Raw genomic sequence first — 22,642 nt, forward strand, 5'->3', positions numbered from 1 at the left:
GTTTTCAAAGGTCTACATCATTGCCTCGCAGCAACTTTTATATCTTATCAAATCTCCGATAAGATGTCAACTCTTTTTTTGAAAAAGTTTTAAGTTGATGGAACTCGGCAATCCGTTGTTGTGTTTCATAACAACTGTTTCAGTTTATCAGCTTCTTTGTTATTTGTCAACAACTTTTTTGCTGATTCAACAAGTTTTTTCTTCTCTCTGGATGTTATTCTATCCAGCTGTCTGAAAGTCATTGTCTCGTCTTGCGACATGTAATAATATATCAAGTTTCAACGCTTAGGTCAATCAAAATATTGCATTTTTTTCAACTTTTTTCATTACCGATTGTTCGTTATATTTCTTTCTTTATCGTTCGCATTTTCATCTCATTTTTCAGTTTTGTTTCTATTTATAATCGACATTCTAAGGAAAATGCTTTTCACCTACTAAAGTCTTTAACAGCTCTTTTTAATTTAAGATAACCAATCTATATATTTTACTATTTTGGCTTGTCCCAGTTTCGTTATAAAAATAAGGAACTGTGACAAAGTCTACTTTGACCGTCACAATTCCTAAGTTCCATTGCAGCTAATCACTTCTGAAATTAGCAGATTTTTGATTTTTTAACGCATCGTCGGGAATAGAAGTACATCTCTAATTGACTGAGCATCTGTCAACAGCATTACCAAGCGGTCAATACCGATTCCCAGTCCACCGGTTGGCGGCAGGCCATACTCCAAAGCCTCAATGAAGTCTTCATCCACACCATGAGCTTCGTCATTCCCTTGTTCACGCTCTTTTTCCTGATCTTCAAAGCGTTCTCTTTGATCAATCGGATCATTTAGTTCTGTAAACGCGTTGGCAAATTCTTTACCAACAATAAACAGCTCGAAACGGTCAGTAAAGCGAGCATCCTCAGGATTTTTCTTTGCAAGAGGTGATACTTCTACTGGATGACCGTAAATAAATGTAGGCTGCAGCAGTGTTTCTTCTACAAATGTTTCAAAGAACTCATTTAAGATATGACCGACAGTCATATTATCGTTAATTTCTACTTTGTGTTCTTTAGCAAAAGCACGAGCCTCTTCCACGGTCATTTCCTGCCAGAAATCTACACCTGTTTGCGCCTTGATAGCATCTACCATGTGAACACGACGGAACTCGGAGCCTAAGTCTACTTCTTTTCCATCATAGGTAATTGTTGTAGTCTTCAAAACCTTTTCTGCGGCATTCCGAATAATACCTTCAGTTAAATTCATGATGTCTTTAAAATCAGCATAAGCAGTATAAGCTTCCAGCATTGTAAATTCAGGATTATGAGTTGTATCGATTCCTTCATTACGGAATACACGTCCAATTTCATAGACCTTTTCCATTCCCCCAACAATCAGCCGTTTTAAGTGAAGCTCCAAAGCAATACGTAAGTATAAATCTATATCTAGAGCATTATGATGTGTAATAAACGGACGGGCAGCTGCTCCGCCTGCTTCATTATGCAGGACAGGTGTTTCAACTTCTACAAATCCCTGACCGTCTAAATAACGGCGGATTTCACTGATAATTTGACTGCGCTGCATAAAGCGGTCAAAGCTCTCTTTATTGCTAATCAGATCCAAATAGCGTTGGCGGTATCTTTGTTCGATATTCGTTAAACCATGGTATTTATCTGGAAGCGGACGTAAGGATTTAGTCAACAGGACAATTGTCTTCGCCTTAACAGTTACCTCGCCAGTATCTGTTTTCATAATTTGACCTGTCACGCCGAAGAAATCCCCTAAATCAGCATGTTTGAATAGTTCATAGGCCTCATCACCTACTTGGTCTTTTCTTACATAGATTTGAATCTGACCTTCACGATCCTGCAGATGGGCAAACCCGGCCTTACCCTTTCCACGCTTTGTCATCATACGGCCAGCAACGCTTGCTGACAGTTCTTTTTCGTTTAGTTCTTCTTTCGTTTGGGCATCAAATGCTTCATGAAGTTCAGCAGAATTATGGGTACGGTCAAAACGTTTACCGAATGGATCGATTCCTTCTTCACGTAGTTTTTCCATTTTTTCGCGCCGCACAAGCATTTGATCATTCAAATCTGCGACTTGAGATTGTTCTTCAGCCACTTTGTTTCCTCCATTCTTAAATAAACATATACTTATAATGCCACAGCAATTCCAAAAAAAGCAAGCCGAATTTTATATTCGGCTTGAATTAATCGGTTAGACAACTTCTTCAGTTTTTTCTTTATCGATTTTTCCAATAAATGCATCCATCAGATCTACGATTTCTTTTTGTGTATCCGCCTGATTAATGGCTACTTTCACTTTAGCTGCTCTCGGAATCCCTTTTAGGTAATAGGAGGCATGCTGCCTAAATTCTCTGGCCGCTACAAACTCGCCTTTCAAATCAACTAGTCTTTGCAAATGAACCTTGGCGGTTTCTACTTTATCAAACGGCGTTGGTTCTGGAATCAGCTCACCAGTTTCCAAATAATGCTGCGTCCGATGAATCATCCACGGATTGCCTAAAGCAGCTCTGCCTATCATTACCCCATCTGCACCAACGTATTCAAGCATTTTTTTTGCATCTTCCGGCGTACGGACATCCCCATTCCCCATAAAAGGAATCGTCAACTGACTTTTAACTTCCTTAAGAACATCCCAATCTGCTTTTCCTTCGTACATCTGAACACGGGTTCTGCCGTGCATCGCAATAGCCGAAGCACCGCCTTTTTCAGCTGCCAATGCATTATCTACAGCAAAAAGATGCTGCTCATCCCAGCCGGTTCTCATCTTAACAGTTACCGGTAAATCAACAGCTGAAGAAACGGCATGAACCATTTCATAAACCTTATCCGGATCCAGCAGCCAGCGGGCACCTGCTTCGGCTTTAATCACTTTATTCACGGGACAGCCCATATTAATATCAATAATGTCAGCTTCCGTATTCTCTTGGACAAACTGAGCCGCTTCCACCAGCGTCTCTTTATCTCCGCCGAATATTTGTAGGCTTAACGGATGCTCTCTTTCATCTATATACAGCATTTCCAATGTTTTTTTATTTCTAAAATGAATTCCTTTATCACTAATCATCTCACAAACGACTAGTCCTGCACCAAATTCCTTCACAGTAACCCTAAAGGCAGCATTACTGATACCAGCCATTGGTGCAACGACCACTCGGTTAGGAATTTCTACATTTCCGATTTTCCACATCGCTATTCCCCCTGATTGTTCTGTGTATTCCTAATTGCTTCTTCTTTAAGCTCAATTAAATCCTCTTCACTATAATGGTACTTATTTCCACAAAATTGACAAACTGCTTCTGCTCCATGATCTTCTTCAATCATTGCATTGATTTCTTCAAGCCCTACTGCAATAATTGCTGTTCCAAACTTCTCTTTTGAACAATCACATTTGAATTGGACCGGCATTTTTTCGAGAATATCAACCTCGCCTTCTCCTAGTAAGCGTTCAAGAATCTGCTCTGGTGCTTCTCCTTCTTCAAGAAGGCGGGAAATCATCGGAACCTCCGTTAAACGCTGTTCAATAAGGTCAATAGTTTTCTCATCAGCTCCAGGCATTACCTGAATCATAAAACCGCCGGCTGCTTTCACCTGTTCATCGGTATCTACTAGCACACTTAATCCAATAGCTGAGGGTATTTGCTCTGACACAGCCATAAAGTATGTAAAATCCTCACCAATTTCTCCAGATACAATCGGTGTTTGTCCAGAAAAAGTCTCCTTTAAGCCTAAATCCTTAATGACAGTAAAAATCCCTTCAGTCCCGACAGCTCCACGCACATCAATTTTGCCATTGTTATTTAGAGGCAGACTAATATGAGGATTCTTGATATACCCCTTAACATCGCCGCTGCCATTACTATCTACAATAATAGATCCTGCTGGTCCATTTCCCTGAACCTTAACAGTCAATTTATCTTCACCTTTGAGTGTTGCACCCAATAAAAGCGCACCAACCATTGTTCTACCAAGCGCTGCCGTTGAAGCACTCCATGAATCATGTCTTTTCTGCGCCTCTGCAATTGTGTTTGTTGCACAAAGTGCATAGGCTCTAATTGAACCTTTATAACACAGGGCTTTAACTAAATAATCTTCCATTGTTTTACTTCCTCATCTCTTGTGCGTTTTCATTCATTAACAGATAATACTAGGATTTATTCTTTTTTTCAACTAAAGAATTCTAACATTGTAATTATTGAATGCTAGTTTGGAGCACAAACGAAGGCTTAAACGTTTTTTCACGAGTACTCGATTGTGCAGCGAGGTCAAAATAGTTTTTCTAATCTCTTTGCCAACAAAAAGACAGCCGCAGAGGAGCACCTCCGCAGCCGTCTTCCTTCATTCCAGCATAATCTCATTTAATCGTTTACTGATTATCATCCGTATCATCAGAAGATTGATTTTCATCTTTTTTATCAAGCTGAACTTTCTTTTCTGCTTCATCGGCTGCAGTTTTCACTTCTTTCGATTCAGCATCCAGTTCTTGTTTATCTTCATTCACTGCCAGCTTCTCTTCTGCTTGTTTTTGTGCATCTTTTTCTTCCAATGCACGTTTTGCTTCTTCAAAAGTTTGAGCTTTTTCGCTTGGAAACTCAGAAGGTGTTCCAGCAGGCATTTCCCCTGTTTCAAACAATGATTTAATTGCCTTAGCATCCAGAGTTTCATACTCAAGCAGCATTTCAGCAATTAGTTTATGTTTGTCACGATGCGTCTCGATGATTTCGCGCGCTTTTTCGTGGGCTTCAAACAAGATCTTGCGTACTTCCTGATCAATTTCAAAGGCAACTTGTTCAGAGTAAGCTTTTGTCTGACCGTAATCACGACCAACAAAGACCTGATGGTTCCCTTCGTATTGAACTGGGCCAAGCTTGTCGCTCATTCCATATTCAGTAACCATGCTGCGAGCTAAGCCTGTTGCTTGCTCAAAGTCATTAGATGCGCCTGTTGACTGAACATTAAAGACGATTTCTTCTGCTGTACGTCCGCCAAGCAAACCAACTAACTGCTCAAACATATCTTCTTTTGTCATTAGGAATTGATCTTCTTTTGGAAGAGCAATCATGTATCCGCCTGCACGACCGCGAGGGATAATCGTTACCTTATGCACAACACGGGCACGGCTTAGGACTAAACCAACGATTGTATGTCCAGCTTCGTGGTAAGCCACCATTTCCCGTTCTCTCTTGCTGATAACACGGTCCTTTTTAGCAGGTCCGGCGATTACACGATCTTCTGCTTCATCGATATCGGAAGCATCAATCTTCTTCTTGTTTCTACGTGCAGCAACTAGGGCTGCTTCATTCAATACGTTTTCTAAATCTGCACCGGCAAAGCCTGGTGTTTGTTGTGCAACGACTTTCAAATCTACATCATCTGCCAAAGGCTTATTACGAGCATGTACCCGTAAAATAGCTTCACGTCCTTTAACATCCGGACGGCCAACTAAAATCTGGCGGTCAAAACGACCTGGACGAAGCAGTGCTGAATCCAGTACATCTGAACGGTTCGTTGCTGCAATGACGATAACTCCTTCATTGCCGTCAAAACCATCCATTTCTACTAGCAACTGGTTCAGCGTTTGTTCACGTTCATCGTGTCCGCCGCCCATACCAGCTCCACGCTGACGACCAACAGCATCAATTTCATCAATGAAGATAATTGCAGGTGCATTTTTCTTCGCAGTTTCAAATAAATCACGTACACGGCTGGCACCGACCCCTACAAACATCTCTACAAATTCAGAACCAGAGATAGAGTAGAACGGTACACCTGCTTCCCCAGCTACAGCCTTAGCAAGCAAGGTTTTACCAGTTCCGGGAGGTCCTTCCAGCAGAACGCCTGCCGGAATACGTGCACCTAGTTCAACAAATCGGCGCGGATCTTTAAGAAATTCAACAACTTCTACAAGCTCTTGTTTTTCTTCTTCTGCACCGGCTACATCAGTAAAGCGTACACGGCTGGCTGTTTTATCCGCTTCTTTGGCTTTTGACTTACCGAAGTTCATTACTCGGCCGCCGCCACCTCCACCGCCGCCTTGTTGTCCCATCATCATATAGAACATAAAGAACAATAAAATGATTGGCAGGAAGCTAAAGATTAGAGAAATCCATGTTCCGCTTGTTGACTGTTCCTTAACAGTCAGTTTTACTTCTTTTTGCTGCGCAGCATTTTGAATCTCCGTTAAAGTTGTATCTGTCGGCAATACGATGGTTGAGAATCTCTTGGTTGTCACACCAGAAGAGCCCCACAAAGATAAACCGCCTTCGTTTTCAACTTTCTGTTCTTTTTTGTATTCTCCGACTACTTTAAACACACCATTTGTCGGCTGAATTGTCATTGTTTTAATGTCTCCGTCGTTTAACTGCTGATTAAAAGTGGAGTATTCGATATCAGGGGATTGAGAGCCGTTGTTTCCAAAAATAAAGCTTCCAACCATGATCATCGCTAAAATGACTAATACATAATATAGGCCGTTTTTCATGCCGCCACCTTTTTTATTCATGCCTGTCCTCCTAGCATCATTTGTTAACAATTATTAACATGTCTTAGTTTTATCAATTCTGACCTTTATATTGTAACATACCCGTTTCAAAGAGAGATATTAATTTGATTCATAAATTTCCGGTTTAAGAACACCAACGTATGGCAGGTTCCGATATGCCTCAGCATAATCAAGTCCGTAACCGACAACAAACTCATTAGGAATGTTAAAACCGACATAATCTGCGTCGATATCAACAACGCGTCCTTCAGGTTTATCCAAGAACGTAACAATTTTTACAGAAGCCGCTTTTCTATATTTGAATAAATCAACTAGATACGCTAACGTACGTCCGCTGTCAATGATATCTTCCACGATTAAAATGTGGCGACCTTCAACGTTTGTATCCAAATCCTTAACAATTTTCACTTCGCCGGATGAAACAGTTGCATTTCCATAGCTGGAAACATCCATGAAATCCATTTCTAGATTAATATCCATTTCACGAACGACATCAGCAAGGAATGGTACTGCGCCTTTCAGAATACCTACAACTAAAGGTGTTTTTTCTTTGTAGTCCTCTGTCAGCTTTTTCCCAAGCTCAGCTGTTTTTTCAGTGATTTGTTCTTTTGTAATCAAAATATTCTTAATATCCTTCTCTAGCATGATGCTCTCCTCTCAATTTACTCCTTTGTTATGTAAAGGAGCCTGTAGTGTATTTTATCAGTTTCTTGTGGAATACTCAAATAGGAATTTGCAAAACCAGGCACCCAAATCAGCTCCTGATGATTGTTAAAAATCAGCCATGCTTTTTCTCTGAGACTATCGGGAACCTTACGATCGATAAACAAACGGTTTACACGTTTTGTCAGCTTCTCGGTCAATGCAATCCGGTCGCCATTTTTTCTCCGGCGGATGGTCAGCGGGCCCGTTAGCTGACTTGAGACAGCCAGCTCCTTCGTCTGCCATTCTTTGACCTTTTTCGGAAACTCCAACAGCTCATCCGGTGTCTCAAATCCCAGCCATTCAGTTTCAGAAAGGAAGATGCCTTGTCCTTTTTCAAGAAAATAAACCTCTTCTGCAGCTTTCACCTGTGTTCTTTTCCGTAGATAGCCTTGACTATACTCTTTAATAAACAGCCAGTCATTTTCAAACGACAGTTGTTTTTGCGGCGCCTGCCCTGAAACTAAATCAACTAACCTCTCCAGCTGCTCATGCTTTATCTCAACTTTTTCTGGAATTAACGTTTGCTGCAGCAGATTTTGAAAAAAGAAATACTTAAAAGCGCGGCTTTTGTTTTCGAGCATCTTCAGGTCGAACCGCCAGCCATCTTGAATTTCTTGGACACCCTGAGCGTAAACTCCTTTTACAACTTCCTCAATCAGTTCAGCTGCATACTGCACCTGACAGCTGAAATCAGCCGTATGCTTAAGAAATCCGGCATTTTCTTCTTTTAACTTGGGTATTACCTGATGGCGAATCCTATTTCTAAAATACCAGTCAGAAAAATTTGTACTATCTTCAAAATACACAATTCTCCGTTCTTTTGCGATCAGTTTCAGCTCATCTTTAGAAAAAATCAATAAAGGTCGAACTAAACGCCCTTTACCAAAAGACCGGCTGGATTTAATACCAGACATATTCAGTAAGCTGCTTCCCCGTGTTAATTTCATAATAATCGTCTCGGCCAAATCATCTCCATGATGAGCCGTCATTAGCATAGAATACTTGTCACTTCTCATAACCTCTTCAAAAAAATTATATCTGAATGCTCTCGCCTCAGCTTCCATTCCCTGAACAGGCGTTTTGATACCCCACCTTTTACTATAGAAAGGAATCTTTTTTTCTTCGCAAAACCGGCTCAGCCATTCTTCCTCGTCAAAGGATTCTGGTCGAAGCTGATGATTGACATGAGCTACACCGATTACACAGCCGCTTTTTTCAGCTGCTGCCAGCATCAGATGCAGCAATACCATTGAGTCAACGCCTCCTGAAACAGCCAACAGAATCCGTTCGCCCGAATGCCAGAAGCCTTGTTTCAGACCTTCCTGATAAAATCCATCCAGCATCATCCTTCCTCCTCCTGTAATTGGTTCTCTATTTTCCAACATAAAACAAAAGAGCCGGGAAAAATTCCAGACTCTTCTGTCTCAAACAACATAATCGAAATCAGGCAAGTGGATATAAACACTGCTTTTTTTCGAATGATTGCTGTTTTTTCTTCAAAACAGCTGTTTCACAAATTTTTTTTGCTCATTGTCAGATTAATTGCGGCGTCCGCCTCGTCCGCCTCGTTTTCCTTCAGTGTTTCTACGCAAGGAAGACAAACGATCATCACTATCCTTTAAAAAGGAGCTCATCAGCGTGTCAAAATCCTGTTTGCTGTTGTTATTGAAATTATTATTATTCATCGGCTTGTTAAATTGTTTTTTAGGTGCAGAATGATGCCCTCTGTCCTGATTTTCCTGATGATTGCGACGTTGAAAATTACTCTTAGGTGCTTCAGCGTTTTCCTGCGCTTTACGAATAGACAAGCCAATCTTGCCATCGTCTCCTACAGAAGTAACCTTTACTGTCACTTCATCTCCAACAGTTAATATATCATTGATATCTTTAACGAATCCGTTTGATACCTCACTGATATGGACTAAACCAGTCTTCCCTTCACCTAAATCGATAAAGGCCCCAAAATTAGTAATTCCTGACACTTTTCCCGGCAGCTTTGCTCCTACTTCGATTGACATAAAAAATGTGTTCCTCCTATTTTCACCCTATATAATTATATATTCAGCCGTCATCTGATTATTCTTCAGATGATTGAGGCTGTGATTGACTGCTTTCTGCAGTAGACTGCGTTGTCTCTTTGTCTTTATCTCCGCTGAGTGCTGAATTAAATTCCAGACCAGGGTAGATTTGTTCACCTTCTTTAGATAGAAGATAACGGTTTCTGGCTAGCTTAGCAACATAATTTGGATCCTTCAGTAAGGCAACATCCTGATCCAGGCGTCCCAGCTTTTTATCCATTTCTGCTGACTCTGCTGCAACTTCAGATTTTTGCTCTTTAAAAGCATTCAACTCATGATAATCCTTAAGCAGCTCAAAACCGGAAATCGAGAACACTACGACGGCTAATAGAAAAATAACCGCAAGTCGGCGACGTTTAAAAATCAGCTGTTTCTGCTGTTTTTGGAATTCAGCAAACTGTTCTTTGGTATAATCATTGTCCAGCGCAGCAATTTTATTGACGTTTTTATCCTTTTTCTTCATGTTTTCCGCTCACTTTCGTATGTCCGCTTTATTATACCAACATCTTCAAAGGTTGTCTAATCTAAATCGCTGGAATTATCAACTCTTGTTTCAGAAACGATTGTGTACATTTTATCAGCATCTTCTTTTTTCGTTGAATCATGGAGTTCTTTGACTGCAACCTCAAGAATTTTGTTGCCAAAACGAATTTTCACCTGATCGCCTATCTTAACACTACTGGAGGATTTTGCCAAAATCCCATTAATTTGGATTCGGCCTTTATCTGCAACTTCTTTTGCAACTGACCTTCTTTTAATGATACGTGATACTTTCAGAAATTTATCTAAACGCATATTACTCCCTCTTCTTCGTTCTTAAAATTTTCTTGCCAAATGGCAGCATCAGCCATTCACGAACGGTGAACAGCCGCAGCTGAATGACAGCAAACACAAATACTGCCGCGCCCAGCCCAACGCCAATTAGCGCATATAGTAACGCTTGTCCCCGATGATCTGCTACACCAAAGAACAAATTAAGCAGTCCTTGATAACTAATCAGAACTATACTCATTATACCTAAGCTTGCCAATAATTTCTTCAAAAAGTTTCGTTCTGTCCAAAATTGATTCAAGCTGTTGTCAGCTAAAAGAAACAAACAGAACAATGTTCCAGCTAAAGAAAGAATTGTAGAAAGACTAGCTCCCGCCGTTCCCAGCCTTTCTGTCAGACTGGCAGTCGTCAGAAATTTAATCAAAATTCCCAATCCAGCCGCCAGAAACGAGGATTTGAAGCTATTCCGACTTTGCATAATGCTTTGATATGCTTGAATAACCGCCATAAAAACTAATGAAAAAATGTAAATGCCTAATACACCATTTCCTTGATAGTCTTTAAATAGGGCAAAATTGATATACGGCAGCAGTAATACCAGCCCTATGGCTGCAGCCGCAGCAACCGTTGTCGTCAGACGCAAAAACATCTTCGCTGCCTCGACAAACTGCTGCTCCTTTTTAGCAACAAAATATTTAGTTAGCGCTGGTAAAAAAGTTGAGCTTAAAGCCAGTGCCACGACAAGACCAAGTTGTACGAGAGGCTGCCCACGATCATAAACGCCTTTATCAACCTTGGCCGCATGATTAGACAGCCCAGACAGCACTAATGCATTCTTTACAAAAAAGGAATCTGCCAGTTGAAAAATGATTAACAGCGCACTATAAATGGAAACTAGACCACCTTCAATAAATAGACGCTCAAGTAGTTTTTTTCCTTTTGAATCAAGCCGCCAGCGATAGAAATAGTCTGAGCTGCCCGGCTGAATTTTCCGGTCGTAATACCATAGAATAGCTGCCGCTGCAGCACCACCTAAAATTGCACCACCCATTGCGGCTGTTCCTGTTTTATAAATATCCCATGCCAGCATTTTGTAGCAGGCCGCTGCAGCTAAAATGACACCGACGCGAATCAGCTGTTCCAGCACCTGAGAAACAGCACTGGGCGTCATAAGCAGATGCCCCTGAAAGTTTCCCCGATAAAAAGAAAGCACTGGAACCAACACAAAGGTTACCGACACCACTCGGATAAGTGAACCCAGCTGCTTGTCACCCATTAGTCCCGCCAGCCAATCACTGCCGAAGAAAAAGAAGGCAAATGCCAAGAGGCTAAGGACCAGGACATACGGGAACAGCCGCTGAAGTACAGAGCGTTTTTCACTAACGTCCTCCTGCTCTGCAACCACTTTGGAAATAAACTGCGGCAGTCCAGTTAAAGCTAACGTCATCGCTATTCCATAGATTGGATAGACCTGCTGATAGACGTAAAAGCCTTCATCTCCAACTAGATTTTGGAAAGGTACTCGGTAAACCGCACTTAGCAGCTTAGCAATAAAAGACGCAACTGTAAGCATAAGCGCTCCTTGAAGCATCGTACGAATCTCTTTATGAGCCATTCGTTTCCCTCCCTGCTCAATCCTCTTCCAGCATATTTCTCTTTTTATATTTTTCCTGACGCAGCGCTGCAACAAATGCTGATACTTCCTGCAGCCACGCCGCTGATTTCATTCCTTTGTAAAGCTTCAAACGAATACTCATCTTTTCATTGTCAACAGCTAAATCCGCCTTCAGAGAGGTTGCTGACAGAGCTTCAAAAATTTGTTCCACTGTATATGCTTTTGTCCCCGCTTTACTAAGGGTAAAGGTGATATCCTGCTGATGTTTGCGAATCGTTTCCAGCAGTGCCCGGTCGCCGTCCATTTTAATTAGTCCTGTCGTTAGCAGGTAGGCTACTTCATCTGGATACTCGCCAAAGCGATCTAGTAAATCCCCTTCCAGCTCTTCGTACATTTCCATATTTTCCAGTTGTCGAATCCGTTTATAGATTTCAATTTTCTGACGTTCATCCGAGATATACTCATTTGGAAGATACGCATCAATTCCTAAATCAATTTCTACAGATGTTCTCTGATCCACTACTTTCTTTCCTTGCTTTCTGGCCACGGCTTCTTCCAGCATTTGTGAATACATGTCAAACCCAACTGAATCGATAAATCCATGCTGTTGTGCTCCAAGCAAATTCCCGGCTCCTCGAATTGATAAATCCCGCATAGCGATTTTAAACCCTGAGCCCAGCTCAGTAAAGTCCTTAATTGCTTCCAACCGCTTCTCACTGACTTCGTTTAGAATCTTTTGAGGCTCGTACATGAAGTAAGCATAGGCTACCCGATTGCTTCGTCCGACCCGTCCGCGCAGCTGGTATAAGGTAGAAAGTCCCATATAATCCGCGTTTTCTACAAAAAGAGTGTTTGCATTAGGAATGTCTACACCTGTCTCTATAATCGTCGTAGTAACTAAAATATCATATTGTCTCTCGATAAAATCAAACAAGGTGTTCTCCAGTTGAATTTCTGTCATTTGCCCATGAGCATACGCGATTCTGGCCTGCGGCACTAATGCCTGCAGCTCCTCCACCTTCTTTTCAATAGTGTCTACCCTGTTATAGAGATAAAATACCTGTCCGCCGCGTGCCAGCTCCCGCTCTATCCCCTCTCGAATAGCACCTGGATTGCTTTCCATTACATAGGTTTGAATCGGGTAGCGGTTTTCCGGCGGTGTTTCGATAACAGATAAATCCCGGACACCCAGCATAGACATATGGAGTGTTCGGGGAATAGGCGTGGCCGTCAATGTCAATACGTCCACCTGAGCACGAAGCTGCTTCAGCCGTTCCTTATGCTTAACACCAAACCGCTGCTCTTCGTCAATAATCAGTAGTCCTAAATCACTAAAAGCAACATCCTTGGACAAAATCCGATGGGTTCCTACTAAAATATCTACCTGTCCTTTTCTCGCCTGTTCTATCGTTTCATTCTGCTGCTTTTTCGTTCGAAAACGGCTGAGCAGGCCCACTTCTACAGGAAAGCCTTCAAAACGATCTTGAATTGTCTCATAATGCTGCTGTGCCAGAATAGTTGTCGGAACTAGAAATGCAACCTGTTTTCCTGCTGCTATTGCTTTAAACGCTGCCCGCAGTGCTACCTCGGTTTTTCCAAAGCCCACATCCCCTACTAGCAGACGGTCCATCGGCCGACTTTTTTCCATGTCATGCTTGATTTCTGCAGTACTGCGCAGCTGATCTTCTGTTTCAGAGTATGGAAAAGCATCTTCAAATTCCTTTTGATAGCCGTCATCCGGTGGAAAAGCAAATCCTTTTTCTGATTCTCTCACTGCATACAGCTGAATTAAATCGTCTGCAATATCTTCAATTTTAGCAGATACCTTACGTTTCGTTTTCGTCCATTCACTACCGCCAAGCTTGTTGATTTTCGGCGTTTTAGATTCTGCTGCCACAAACTTCTGGATTAGATTCAGCTGTGTAACAGGAATAAACAGCTTGTCATCATTTTGGTATAAAATTGTGATGTAGTCCTGATGAACACCATCGACTTCCAACGTCTCCATACCGATATATTTCCCGATTCCGTGATTCACATGAACAACGTAGTCGCCTTTTTTCAAATCACTGTAGCTCTTTAAGCGTTCTGCATTAGAAATTGTCTGACGGCGAGCCCGCTTTTTAGTAACCGTATGGAAGATTTCCTTTTCCGTGATAACTACCAGCTTTTCCGAAGGCAGTTCAAAGCCGGACTGCAGCTCTCCCAAGACCAGCTGAATACGTCCATCCAGCAGCTGATCTCCGCCAACTGCAGTACTGGAAATATCAAAATCCCGAAACAGACTTTCTACTTTCTGAGCCCGCTCCTTTGTTGGTACAAATACTAACACTGTCTGCTCCTGCTTTTGCCAGCGGTCCATCTCCGCTTTTAGCAAGGGCATTTGCCCGAAAAACTGTTGCATGGACCGATATTGAAAGTTGTGAATCGCCTGAAACCGGAGATTCCCCATTCCTTTTTGGAATAACGAAAAAAAGGTCGCTGCAAACCGCTGCTTACGCAGCTGATCATGGGCGTTGATTCCAAAAGTTTGTTCTGCAAATACCCGATTTTCTTCCAGTTTCAGTGTGTGCCACTCTGCTTCTTCACGACTAATCTCTCTTTCTGTTTCCAGAATCCGAGCATAGTCATCAACTACCAGCAAGCTGTCTTCCGGCAGGTAGTCAAGGATTGTAACTGGCTCCTGATAGAGCATATCTACGTAGTAACGCGCCTGCTCAGTCGGTATTCCAGCTTCCCAGGATGAAATTATTTGACCAAAATACTCTTCTATAAATGTCTTGTCCGTTTGCTCTTTGGTCACAGATAAGCGTTTTTCCAATGCTTCCTGCAGCCGGACAATTCCAGCTTCCAAATCTTCTGCTGAAAAGATAGTATCGGTAACAGGAGATAAAACCACTGATTCTATTGTCTCTACCGAGCGCTGCGTATCTGCTTCAAAATATCTTAAAGAATCAATCTCTACATCAAAAAGCTCAGCCCTGACAGGATACTGAGTATTTAGCGGATATACATCGACAATACTGCCCCGAATACTAAATTCTCCTGGCTTTCCAACTAGAGACTGACGTTCGTAGCCCATTAGCACTAATTCCTGAGCCAGCTTTTCCAGTTCTATTTCTGTTCCTATCTCCCAATGAAGCTGAGCTTCTCTCCATGTCTTCTTGGAGGGTAAATATTTTCTTAGACCAGCAACCGGCACTACCACTATTCCTATTTCATCAGAGGATAAAAAATTCAAGCTTTCGATTCGATCTGCTCTTGCTTCCGGTGATGAAAAAGCCATCTCTGCAGACAGCACTTCATCAACTGGGAATAAATGGACCTCTTCATCTACAAGGAAATTTCTTAAATCTTCTACTAATTGATTCGCATAATATAAATTGGGAACAGCAACGAGCATTTTCTTTTTCTTCTCTTGATATCCACTGACCATCAGCAGCGTTTTAGCTGAACCAGCCAATCCGGTAATCAGCTGCCGCTGATTGCCATCCAGCTTTTCAAACCATTCCTTCACAAGACTGCTTCCGCTTATTCGCTTGATAATATTCATCTCGTTGACCACCTCATTGTTTACTTTCCATTAAATTGGTTCATTGTGTCGACAAAGGTATGTCCTTCGCTAGCATAAATTGCTGCATCTGCCGCTTTTTTGACAGCAATCAAAATATCTTCATGAACAGCTTTGGGGAATTTACTCAGTACATGCTGAACCACCGTTTCATTTCCCTGAGGACGCCCGATTCCGATTTTGATTCGGGAAAATTCATTCGTACCTAAATGAGCAATCAGACTTTTCATCCCGTTATGTCCACCTGGACCGCCTTTTTCCCGCAAACGAATCTTGCCTATTTCTAAATCAAGGTCATCATAAATTACAATTAATTCCTGATTTTCAATACCAAAATAGGTCATCAAAGGTCCTACTGAACGTCCGGATTCATTCATAAACGTCAATGGCTTAACCAGCATGATCTTCTCTGTTCCTATAAAAAATTCTGCAATATCTGCTTCAAATTGATTTTTTTTAAAGACCGCGTTGTAGCGGCTGGCAATTTCATCTACCGTAATAAAACCTACATTATGCTTGGTTTCCTGATATTTACTGCCTGGATTGCCCAATCCTACAATCATTTTCATTCTCTCTATCTCCTTTATCGCTATAAGTGAAGCTGCATGCCAAAAGACGCAGCTACAAACAACGCATGGTTAATTTTTACTTTTTAGTCGTTCAAGAAACGGAGTCTGGGATATAACTAAATTCCCAAACTTTTAGTATGCTTAAAACCGAATAAACGGTGAGAATAGAAACAACTTCTTCGGCAATAAGCAGGTATTTAACAACAATTTGTGGAGCACCAGGTAGGAATCAGTCAACATCGAATGATTTACCTTCGTGTTTCCTGTCATTTTCATAAATCCCTGCTTATTGCTTGAAGCTAACCGTTTCTGTCTCAACCTCAACACAAAATAGCCGAGCAGCATATTTGCGGCTCAGGTTCTGTCTCAATAGTATAACACAGATTTTGCTGTTCCAATATATATGAAAGTTTAAAAAAACAATAAACCTATCCTTCAAGAGACCAAACCTTTGAAAAAACTTAAAAAAACAAGAATAGTGAAATACCGAGCATGTAAGAGCTTGCAATTATAACAGCGATAAAAACTGTACTATTTTAAAGTTAAAATGCGTGACAAAGTTCTTAGACGGTGGTACTATCATTGTAATAAACAAACCTACGAAAGGAATGGTACACATGACTGCAGCTGCAGATAGAAAAGATCACCAAAAAGTTATTTTAGTAGGGGACGGTGCTGTCGGTTCCAGCTATGCTTTTGCTCTTGTTACTCAAAACATCGCTCAGGAAGTTGGTATCATCGATATCAATACGAAAAAGACTGAAGGAGATGCAATGGATCTTTCTCATGCTTTAGCTTTTACTTCTCCTAAAAAGATCTACGCTGCTACGTATGACGACTGTCATGATGCAGATCTTGTTGTACTAACAGCGGGTGCTCCACAAAAACCAGGAGAAACAAGAATTGATTTGGTTCATAAAAACCTGAAAATCAATAAAGAGATTGTAACCCAAATTGTTGACTCTGGTTTTAATGGTATTTTCCTAGTCGCTGCAAATCCAGTAGATATTTTAACTTATTCTACATGGAAGTTCTCAGGTTTTCCAAAAGAACGCGTTATCGGTTCAGGAACTTCACTAGATTCAGCCCGTTTCCGTCAGGCTATCGCTGAACTAGTTGATGTTGATGCACGTAATGTGCATGCCTACATCTTAGGAGAACATGGCGATACAGAATTTCCTGTTTGGTCTCATGCCAATGTTGCCGGTTTGCAAATTTACGAATGGGTGAAAAACAATCCAGATGTCGACGAAGAAGCAATGGTTAATCTGTTTTTCAGTGTTCGTGATGCTGCCTATTCTATTATTGATAAAAAAGGAGCAACCTTCTATGGGATTGCCGTTGCACTAGCACGTATTACTAAAGCAATTTTGGATGACGAAAACTCTGTCTTCCCATTATCCGTGTATTTGGATGGTGAATACGGACAAAATGATATTTTCATCGGTGCTCCAGCAGTCATTAATCGTCAAGGAATTAAACAAGTCATTGAAATTCCGTTGACAGATTCTGAAAAAGACCGGATGAACGCTTCTGCATCAGCACTAAAAGAAGTTATTCAATCCGCTTTTGAAAAGTTTGAAGCTGAAGAAAAATAAACAAAAAAAGTACGCCGGCTGGCGTACTTTTTTCTATTTATTTCACTAAGTATTCCAACATAACATCCATATCTTCTACTGCTACATTTCCTGCATAATTTGGCGTAATTAGAGAAATTCCCCCATTGTTATTATAAAAAACATACATATTCCCTTCAAGATTGATACCATTTCCATCTTCTACCTTTGTTCCCATCACTAGTTCTGTATTCACACTTACCGTACGAATTCCATTTGCACCTTCACTAAAAATTCTAATTGTCTTTGTAGGTATTTGTTGATAGGCTGCTGAATAGACTGTAGTGAACATTGCATCTGGGTTGGCCTGCTCAAAAGTGATTTTCCCATTAGATTCATTGGTAAAATTTACGCCTATCGTTTGCGGAACATTCATTCCTCCATTTGCAAACACAATATTTTGAATAGCTGTAACGGGAACAGTATAAGGATAATCAGCATCAACACTTGAAGCGTCACTTGTAACAGATTCACTTCCTGAAATTGTCTCATCTGTAGCTTTACTAGCTGTTTCTTTCGTAGTAGACCTACTTACAGAGCTGCTATTACTACTTTCTGTTTTTGTCGATTCAGTTTCTTTACTCTTTCCTGAACATCCAGCTAGCAAAACTACAGCAATGCCTATTAATACAAATTTCTTTTTCATTCTTTTGCACCTCCTAATTTTAACCCTTCATCTTCTGTAATGATATTGTAACACAAAAGAAACTCAACAGCAATGTTTTTGTAACATTTTTATTGTATTTTACCACAAAAAAAGAAGGAAGGTGTTTCCTTCCTCCTTCATTTCATAAATAATATGAGTTATAGCTATTTTTAACTTCTTACTTTCAAAGGAATATACATCTCAGTCAAATACTCATTTGGCGGCTGACTTTCATCATTTAAATAATGATAATAAATACCACCTGTTGTTATAAAGTCTTGTTCCGTTATCCAGCTCATCAGCGCTTCCAATGTTGGATCCTGCGCTTCATAGGGACCTCGGTCAATGGTCACTGCCACTGTCTGAACTGGTAAAACAGCAAACACAGCTTCTCCTTTTGCGGAAATAGGGGCAGAAATCTCAAAGCCTATTTCTAAATCGAGTGCACTCAAATCGACATTATGAAAACAGACAATCGGACCGCTGGCAGGCAGTAAACCAGCTTGTTGAATCTGCTTCATCAATTCTTTGATTGTTTCCCCCATAAATTCCGCATATTCTCCAAAAAAGTCAATCGTGCGGCGAATCGCCAGCATCTTTCTTTCCGGCAGCTGTTTCAATGTAATTTCAGCAATTTGCGTCATAGTCATGTACCTCCAAGTATTCTTAATAGCTATACTTTAGCATATGTCCAGCTGCACTATTTGACCGGGAATGCTCTTTTTTAGAATGCTCTGAATGATTCCTTAACGTACTACTCTGTAATTTTATAAATCGTTGTTGAACGAAACGGGACATTCGGCTGAATTTCAATGGTCCCAAAATCTTCAAAGCGTTCTGAACCAGGTGCGGTCTGAGTTTCAAAGGTAATTCCGCCGTGATCTGTTAATTTCTTTCCACGAATCACAGGACCTGCACCATTGAAATTCGCAGTAAATACAACAACTGCTGGGCAATCCGTCAATACCTCTACCTGAACCGCTTCATCTGGACTTGTCAACACTGCGCTAACATGTTCAATCGAAGGTTTATTCAAGAAAAATGGATGGTCAAATCCGCCTACAGCCTTTACTTGATCATCTTGACTATTGAAACTTGTTTCCAGCTTTCTAGCCTTTCTAAAATCAAATGCTGTATCTGTGACTGAGCGCTTTTCTCCCGTTGTAATCACTGCCTCATCAATGCAGGCAAATTGATCAGAATCAATAAACAGCTTATGGTCGTCAATTGCTTGCTCTACATCCCCTGAAAGATTGAAATATACATGATTCGTTGGATTAAACAACGTTAGCTGGTCAGTATGTGCTTCATAATCCACACACCATTCATTGTCTTCTGTTAACGTATAAGAAACTGAAACCATCAATTCACCTGGAAAGCCATGCTCGCCAGCTTTACTTTTTAGAGAGAAAATCACAGTACTTTTCTTTTCCGACTCTTCCAGCTTCGCATCCCAGAGCTTTGCCTCAAAGGAAGGTGCTCCTCCGTGAAGCGTATGCAGCTCATGATCATTTTTATCCGTCTGATAAGTCTGACCACCCAGTGTAAAAGTTCCATCTTTAATCCGCCCAGCTACTCTGCCGATTGTTGCTCCAATATACATATCCTGTGCCAAATATTCCTCAACAGAATCAAACCCTAAGACAATATTTCGTTTTTCTTTTTTTGTAGGTACAAACAAATTAACGATTCTAGCACCAAAATTGGTTACTTCCAGTTGAACACCATTTTCATTTTTTAATGAATACAGAGTTGCTCCCTGTCCAAAGTCTCTTTGTGTAATTTTCATATGTTTTCCTCCTTAATCTGATTCTTTCAAGCCCCTTATTCTCTTTTGGCCAACAGAGAAAGCAGCTCTATATAGCATTCTGATAGCTTCTCTTAGTCAATCACAAGAGATGTAAGCAGTTACACTTTCGATAAATATTTTACTAAATTTTTTACTCAAGAGCAAGGATTGTTCTGTTTTCCTTAAATTGTTTGCTCTACAAAAAGTATGCAGACTGCGCAATTGGCAGCCTGCATACTTTTTATTTAACTATACAGTCCATCTGTCTCATCTTTTGTGACAATATAGATATTCTTCATTTGAGTATAGGCATCCAGCATCGATTTATGCGTCTCCCTGCCGATACCAGATTTCTTATACCCGCCAAATGGTGCACCAGCAGGAAGCTGATTGTATGTGTTGACCCACATCCGGCCTGTCCGTACGCCCCGGGCAACTCTTAGTGCGGTATTAATGTTTTGAGAGAATACTGCGCCGCCTAGACCATAATCAGATTGATTGGCCAGATTGATGACTTCCTCTTCCGTTTTAAATTTGATGACTGTTGCAACAGGACCAAAGATTTCTTCCTGAGCAATACACATAGAGTTAACCGCATCTGCCAATAAAGTTGGCTCTAAAAAGGCGCCCTTATCCAGACCGTCACGTGTTACACGTTTCCCTCCAGTAAGAAGTGTCGCACCTTCCTTTACACCTATATCTACATATTTTAAAATACCTTCCAGCTGATGCTCATTAACCTGAGCACCCATCTGCGTATCTTCTTCCCAAGGAAAACCAACTTTGATTTTTTCAAACTTTGCTTTTAGCTCAGCAACAAAACGGTCATAAATTCCTTCCTGTACAAATACCCGGGAACCTGCACAGCAAACCTGCCCCTGATTAAATAGAATTCCCAGCTGCACACCCTCTAGCGCTCGTTCCCAATTTGCGTCATCAAAGATAATATTGGCCGATTTTCCACCTAGCTCTAATGTCGCAGGAATCAAGCGGTTAGCTGCAGCTTTAGCTACTGTATAACCCACCTCTGTAGATCCTGTAAAGGCTAGCTTGTCAAAGCCCTCATGATCCAGCATGTAATTGCCTGAATCAGAGCCTTTACCTGTAATCAAATTGACTACCCCTTTAGGCAGCACCTGATCGAATAATTTAAATAGTTCCAACAAACTTAATGATGTGGTAGATGATGGATGGATAACTACTGTATTTCCTGCTGCCAAAGCAGGCGCCAGCTTCCACGCGCCCATCAGCAATGGGAAATTCCATGGAATAATTTGACCAACCACACCAATTGGCTCCTTAATAACCAAGGATAACGTATCCTTATCAAACTCTTTAAGGGTTCCTTCTTCTGCACGAATCACACCTGCAAAATAACGGAAGTGATCTGCACTTAGGGGAACATCAATGTTTCTCGTTTCATTGATTGGCTTGCCGTTATCCAATGTTTCAGCCAATGCCAGCCGCTCACTGTTGGCATCAATCAAATCAGCAATTTTCAACAAAAGGCTACTTCTAGTCGCTACATCAACATCCTTCCACGTGGTGAAGGCTTCTTGCGCTGCTGCTACGGCCTGATCTACATCCTCATGTGTTGCATCAACGAATTCTGCCAATGACTCCCCGTTACTTGGGTTATAACTGGTGAGCTTTCTATCTCCCGAACCAGCTGTCCACACACCATTAATGTATAACTGATAATTAGCATCTACTGCTTCCCGAATGTCTATTGTCTTACCCAAAAAAATCCCACCTTTCTTTTTTTGTTTACGCTTTCAATTATAAAGGACTAAATAAAAAAGTAAAGGAAATCTCTAAAAACAGTACATTTCTATCTGTTCTACACATAATTGGTATAGTCTGATTAAACATGAATCCGTAAACAAAAAAATGGGAGAGGTAATTAAATATCCAGACTCTGACTTCTTTAAAATCTGAATAAATGAGAGGTCAGAAGCAACTTTCTCATCATTTCCTATTTTTTTGTAATTGTCTATGACTTTTAATCGCTGTCTGCTGCTCTTTAAATTCTATAAAATAGAAAAATAGCCCGCCTCCTCCAAAAAATAAAACTGCTAGAAAGCTGAGTACTTTATTTCCTGTAAAAATTAACATCAGTGCAGAAGCAGCTGCTAAAATCAGACAAATGACTAAAACAAAGATATCTGAAACTAATTTTCTATAAAGAGAAAAGGCTGTTGGTTCTTTGATACCTTTAGCAGCTTCACTCGTTACCACCGGTGTATCTAAGCTATCAACCAGCGATTCATATTTTGCCGATAAGCTTTCCGAAGAATGATGTGACCACCGATCTCCTCCAATAGTCGTTCCTAGAGGATCATTTTTATCTATCCAGGTAGTTTTTTCACATGAAGAAATTGAATCAAATAGTACTTGAATCTCATTATAGACCTCTGATGCAGAGGTAAAAAAGTTAAGATATTCTATATAGGAAATTTCAATCATTTCATGCTTTTGTGCTTCTTTTTTTATTATCAGTTTAAAATCTTCATATAGCGGCAGCAGTTCAGGATAAAGCTTAGATACGTAGACGGTATGATGGTCAAGATTTTTTTGATACTCATTAAATGACATTCGGGTTACTGCTTGAAACTCCCCGTCTGTCTGCTGCTTTTGGAAAATACTTTCCAACTGCTGATGAATAAGCGGCAACTGGGCATTGCTTAAGCCCATCAGCCAGAATACAGGAAAGGAATTATTTGATTCAAAAATTTGTGTTGCTTCCGAGTTCAAATAACAGCGATTTCCCATA

Annotated in this window: 18 protein-coding genes; 1 reads left to right on the forward strand and 17 read right to left on the reverse strand. The window is 40.8% G+C overall.

Annotation, left to right across the window (positions count from 1 at the left end; all coding sequences use genetic code 11):
- Positions 1-611: 611 nt before the first annotated feature.
- The 12 genes from lysS to pth form a co-directional block, all read right to left on the reverse strand.
- A complete protein-coding gene (lysS, locus tag ACYSNQ_RS05350; protein ID WP_426081813.1) occupies positions 612-2,105 on the reverse strand; it encodes a lysine--tRNA ligase in 1,494 nt (497 codons plus the stop codon).
- A gap of 96 nt (positions 2,106-2,201) precedes the next feature.
- On the reverse strand, positions 2,202-3,197 hold the full coding sequence (gene dusB, locus ACYSNQ_RS05355; protein ID WP_426081814.1) for a tRNA dihydrouridine synthase DusB: 996 nt from the start codon (positions 3,195-3,197) through the stop codon (positions 2,202-2,204).
- Between the two features lie 2 nt (positions 3,198-3,199).
- Positions 3,200-4,105 (reverse strand): Hsp33 family molecular chaperone HslO, encoded by a 906-nt coding sequence (gene hslO / locus ACYSNQ_RS05360; protein WP_426081815.1) that lies wholly within the window; start codon positions 4,103-4,105, stop codon positions 3,200-3,202.
- Positions 4,106-4,373: 268 nt separating this feature from the next.
- Positions 4,374-6,509: an ATP-dependent zinc metalloprotease FtsH gene (gene ftsH, locus ACYSNQ_RS05365; protein WP_426081816.1), complete on the reverse strand. Its 2,136-nt coding sequence runs from the start codon at positions 6,507-6,509 to the stop codon at positions 4,374-4,376.
- 99 nt (positions 6,510-6,608) lie between these two features.
- On the reverse strand, positions 6,609-7,154 hold the full coding sequence (gene hpt, locus ACYSNQ_RS05370; protein WP_426081817.1) for a hypoxanthine phosphoribosyltransferase: 546 nt from the start codon (positions 7,152-7,154) through the stop codon (positions 6,609-6,611).
- A 17-nt stretch (positions 7,155-7,171) separates the two neighbouring features.
- Positions 7,172-8,560 carry a tRNA lysidine(34) synthetase TilS gene (tilS, locus tag ACYSNQ_RS05375; protein ID WP_426081819.1) on the reverse strand — a complete coding sequence of 463 codons (1,389 nt, stop codon included), beginning with the start codon at positions 8,558-8,560 and terminating at the stop codon, positions 7,172-7,174.
- Between the two features lie 192 nt (positions 8,561-8,752).
- On the reverse strand, positions 8,753-9,232 hold the full coding sequence (locus tag ACYSNQ_RS05380) for a S1 domain-containing RNA-binding protein (RefSeq protein WP_426081820.1): 480 nt from the start codon (positions 9,230-9,232) through the stop codon (positions 8,753-8,755).
- Between the two features lie 58 nt (positions 9,233-9,290).
- Positions 9,291-9,755, reverse strand: coding sequence for an FtsB family cell division protein (locus tag ACYSNQ_RS05385; protein WP_426081821.1), 465 nt, complete (start codon positions 9,753-9,755; stop codon positions 9,291-9,293).
- 56 nt (positions 9,756-9,811) lie between these two features.
- Positions 9,812-10,087: an RNA-binding S4 domain-containing protein gene (locus ACYSNQ_RS05390; protein ID WP_426081822.1), complete on the reverse strand. Its 276-nt coding sequence runs from the start codon at positions 10,085-10,087 to the stop codon at positions 9,812-9,814.
- Between the two features lies 1 nt (position 10,088).
- Positions 10,089-11,678, reverse strand: coding sequence for a putative polysaccharide biosynthesis protein (locus ACYSNQ_RS05395; protein WP_426081823.1), 1,590 nt, complete (start codon positions 11,676-11,678; stop codon positions 10,089-10,091).
- Between the two features lie 16 nt (positions 11,679-11,694).
- The gene (mfd, locus tag ACYSNQ_RS05400; RefSeq protein WP_426081824.1) at positions 11,695-15,231 is read right to left on the reverse strand and encodes a transcription-repair coupling factor; all 3,537 of its coding nucleotides are present in this window, start codon (positions 15,229-15,231) and stop codon (positions 11,695-11,697) included.
- A 20-nt stretch (positions 15,232-15,251) separates the two neighbouring features.
- Positions 15,252-15,818: an aminoacyl-tRNA hydrolase gene (pth, locus tag ACYSNQ_RS05405; RefSeq protein ID WP_426081825.1), complete on the reverse strand. Its 567-nt coding sequence runs from the start codon at positions 15,816-15,818 to the stop codon at positions 15,252-15,254.
- Between the two features lie 617 nt (positions 15,819-16,435).
- Between pth and ACYSNQ_RS05410 the strand changes: the two genes are divergently transcribed.
- On the forward strand, positions 16,436-17,416 hold the full coding sequence (locus ACYSNQ_RS05410; RefSeq protein WP_426081826.1) for an L-lactate dehydrogenase: 981 nt from the start codon (positions 16,436-16,438) through the stop codon (positions 17,414-17,416).
- Positions 17,417-17,453: 37 nt separating this feature from the next.
- Here ACYSNQ_RS05410 and ACYSNQ_RS05415 read toward each other — a convergent pair whose 3' ends face one another.
- From ACYSNQ_RS05415 to ACYSNQ_RS05435, 5 genes are all read right to left on the reverse strand, one after another.
- The gene (locus ACYSNQ_RS05415) at positions 17,454-18,080 is read right to left on the reverse strand and encodes a hypothetical protein (RefSeq protein WP_426081827.1); all 627 of its coding nucleotides are present in this window, start codon (positions 18,078-18,080) and stop codon (positions 17,454-17,456) included.
- 170 nt (positions 18,081-18,250) lie between these two features.
- Positions 18,251-18,724, reverse strand: coding sequence for a GyrI-like domain-containing protein (locus ACYSNQ_RS05420; RefSeq protein WP_426081828.1), 474 nt, complete (start codon positions 18,722-18,724; stop codon positions 18,251-18,253).
- 110 nt (positions 18,725-18,834) lie between these two features.
- A complete protein-coding gene (locus ACYSNQ_RS05425; protein ID WP_426081829.1) occupies positions 18,835-19,869 on the reverse strand; it encodes an aldose epimerase family protein in 1,035 nt (344 codons plus the stop codon).
- Positions 19,870-20,114: 245 nt separating this feature from the next.
- Complete coding sequence (locus ACYSNQ_RS05430; RefSeq protein WP_426081830.1) at positions 20,115-21,611, reverse strand: aldehyde dehydrogenase family protein; 1,497 nt, start codon at positions 21,609-21,611, stop codon at positions 20,115-20,117.
- 226 nt (positions 21,612-21,837) lie between these two features.
- Positions 21,838-22,641, reverse strand: a complete 804-nt coding sequence (locus tag ACYSNQ_RS05435; RefSeq protein WP_426081831.1) for a hypothetical protein — start codon at positions 22,639-22,641, stop codon at positions 21,838-21,840.
- Position 22,642: the final 1 nt, after the last annotated feature.

The organism is Enterococcus sp. LJL51, assembly GCF_054871795.1.

What these genes read in the sequence shown, in the direction of transcription:
- dusB (WP_426081814.1), bottom strand. Translation starts at nt 3,197, where the DNA reads ATGTGGAAAATCGGAAATGTAGAAATTCCTAACCGAGTGGTCGTTGCA.
- hslO (WP_426081815.1), bottom strand. Translation starts at nt 4,105, where the DNA reads ATGGAAGATTATTTAGTTAAAGCCCTGTGTTATAAAGGTTCAATTAGA.
- ftsH (WP_426081816.1), bottom strand. Translation starts at nt 6,509, where the DNA reads ATGAATAAAAAAGGTGGCGGCATGAAAAACGGCCTATATTATGTATTA.
- hpt (WP_426081817.1), bottom strand. Translation starts at nt 7,154, where the DNA reads ATGCTAGAGAAGGATATTAAGAATATTTTGATTACAAAAGAACAAATC.
- tilS (WP_426081819.1), bottom strand. Translation starts at nt 8,560, where the DNA reads ATGATGCTGGATGGATTTTATCAGGAAGGTCTGAAACAAGGCTTCTGG.
- ACYSNQ_RS05380 (WP_426081820.1), bottom strand. Translation starts at nt 9,232, where the DNA reads ATGTCAATCGAAGTAGGAGCAAAGCTGCCGGGAAAAGTGTCAGGAATT.
- ACYSNQ_RS05385 (WP_426081821.1), bottom strand. Translation starts at nt 9,755, where the DNA reads ATGAAGAAAAAGGATAAAAACGTCAATAAAATTGCTGCGCTGGACAAT.
- ACYSNQ_RS05390 (WP_426081822.1), bottom strand. Translation starts at nt 10,087, where the DNA reads ATGCGTTTAGATAAATTTCTGAAAGTATCACGTATCATTAAAAGAAGG.
- ACYSNQ_RS05395 (WP_426081823.1), bottom strand. Translation starts at nt 11,678, where the DNA reads ATGGCTCATAAAGAGATTCGTACGATGCTTCAAGGAGCGCTTATGCTT.
- mfd (WP_426081824.1), bottom strand. Translation starts at nt 15,231, where the DNA reads ATGAATATTATCAAGCGAATAAGCGGAAGCAGTCTTGTGAAGGAATGG.
- pth (WP_426081825.1), bottom strand. Translation starts at nt 15,818, where the DNA reads ATGAAAATGATTGTAGGATTGGGCAATCCAGGCAGTAAATATCAGGAA.
- ACYSNQ_RS05410 (WP_426081826.1), top strand. Translation starts at nt 16,436, where the DNA reads ATGACTGCAGCTGCAGATAGAAAAGATCACCAAAAAGTTATTTTAGTA.
- ACYSNQ_RS05415 (WP_426081827.1), bottom strand. Translation starts at nt 18,080, where the DNA reads ATGAAAAAGAAATTTGTATTAATAGGCATTGCTGTAGTTTTGCTAGCT.
- ACYSNQ_RS05420 (WP_426081828.1), bottom strand. Translation starts at nt 18,724, where the DNA reads ATGACGCAAATTGCTGAAATTACATTGAAACAGCTGCCGGAAAGAAAG.
- ACYSNQ_RS05425 (WP_426081829.1), bottom strand. Translation starts at nt 19,869, where the DNA reads ATGAAAATTACACAAAGAGACTTTGGACAGGGAGCAACTCTGTATTCA.
- ACYSNQ_RS05435 (WP_426081831.1), bottom strand. Translation starts at nt 22,641, where the DNA reads ATGGGAAATCGCTGTTATTTGAACTCGGAAGCAACACAAATTTTTGAA.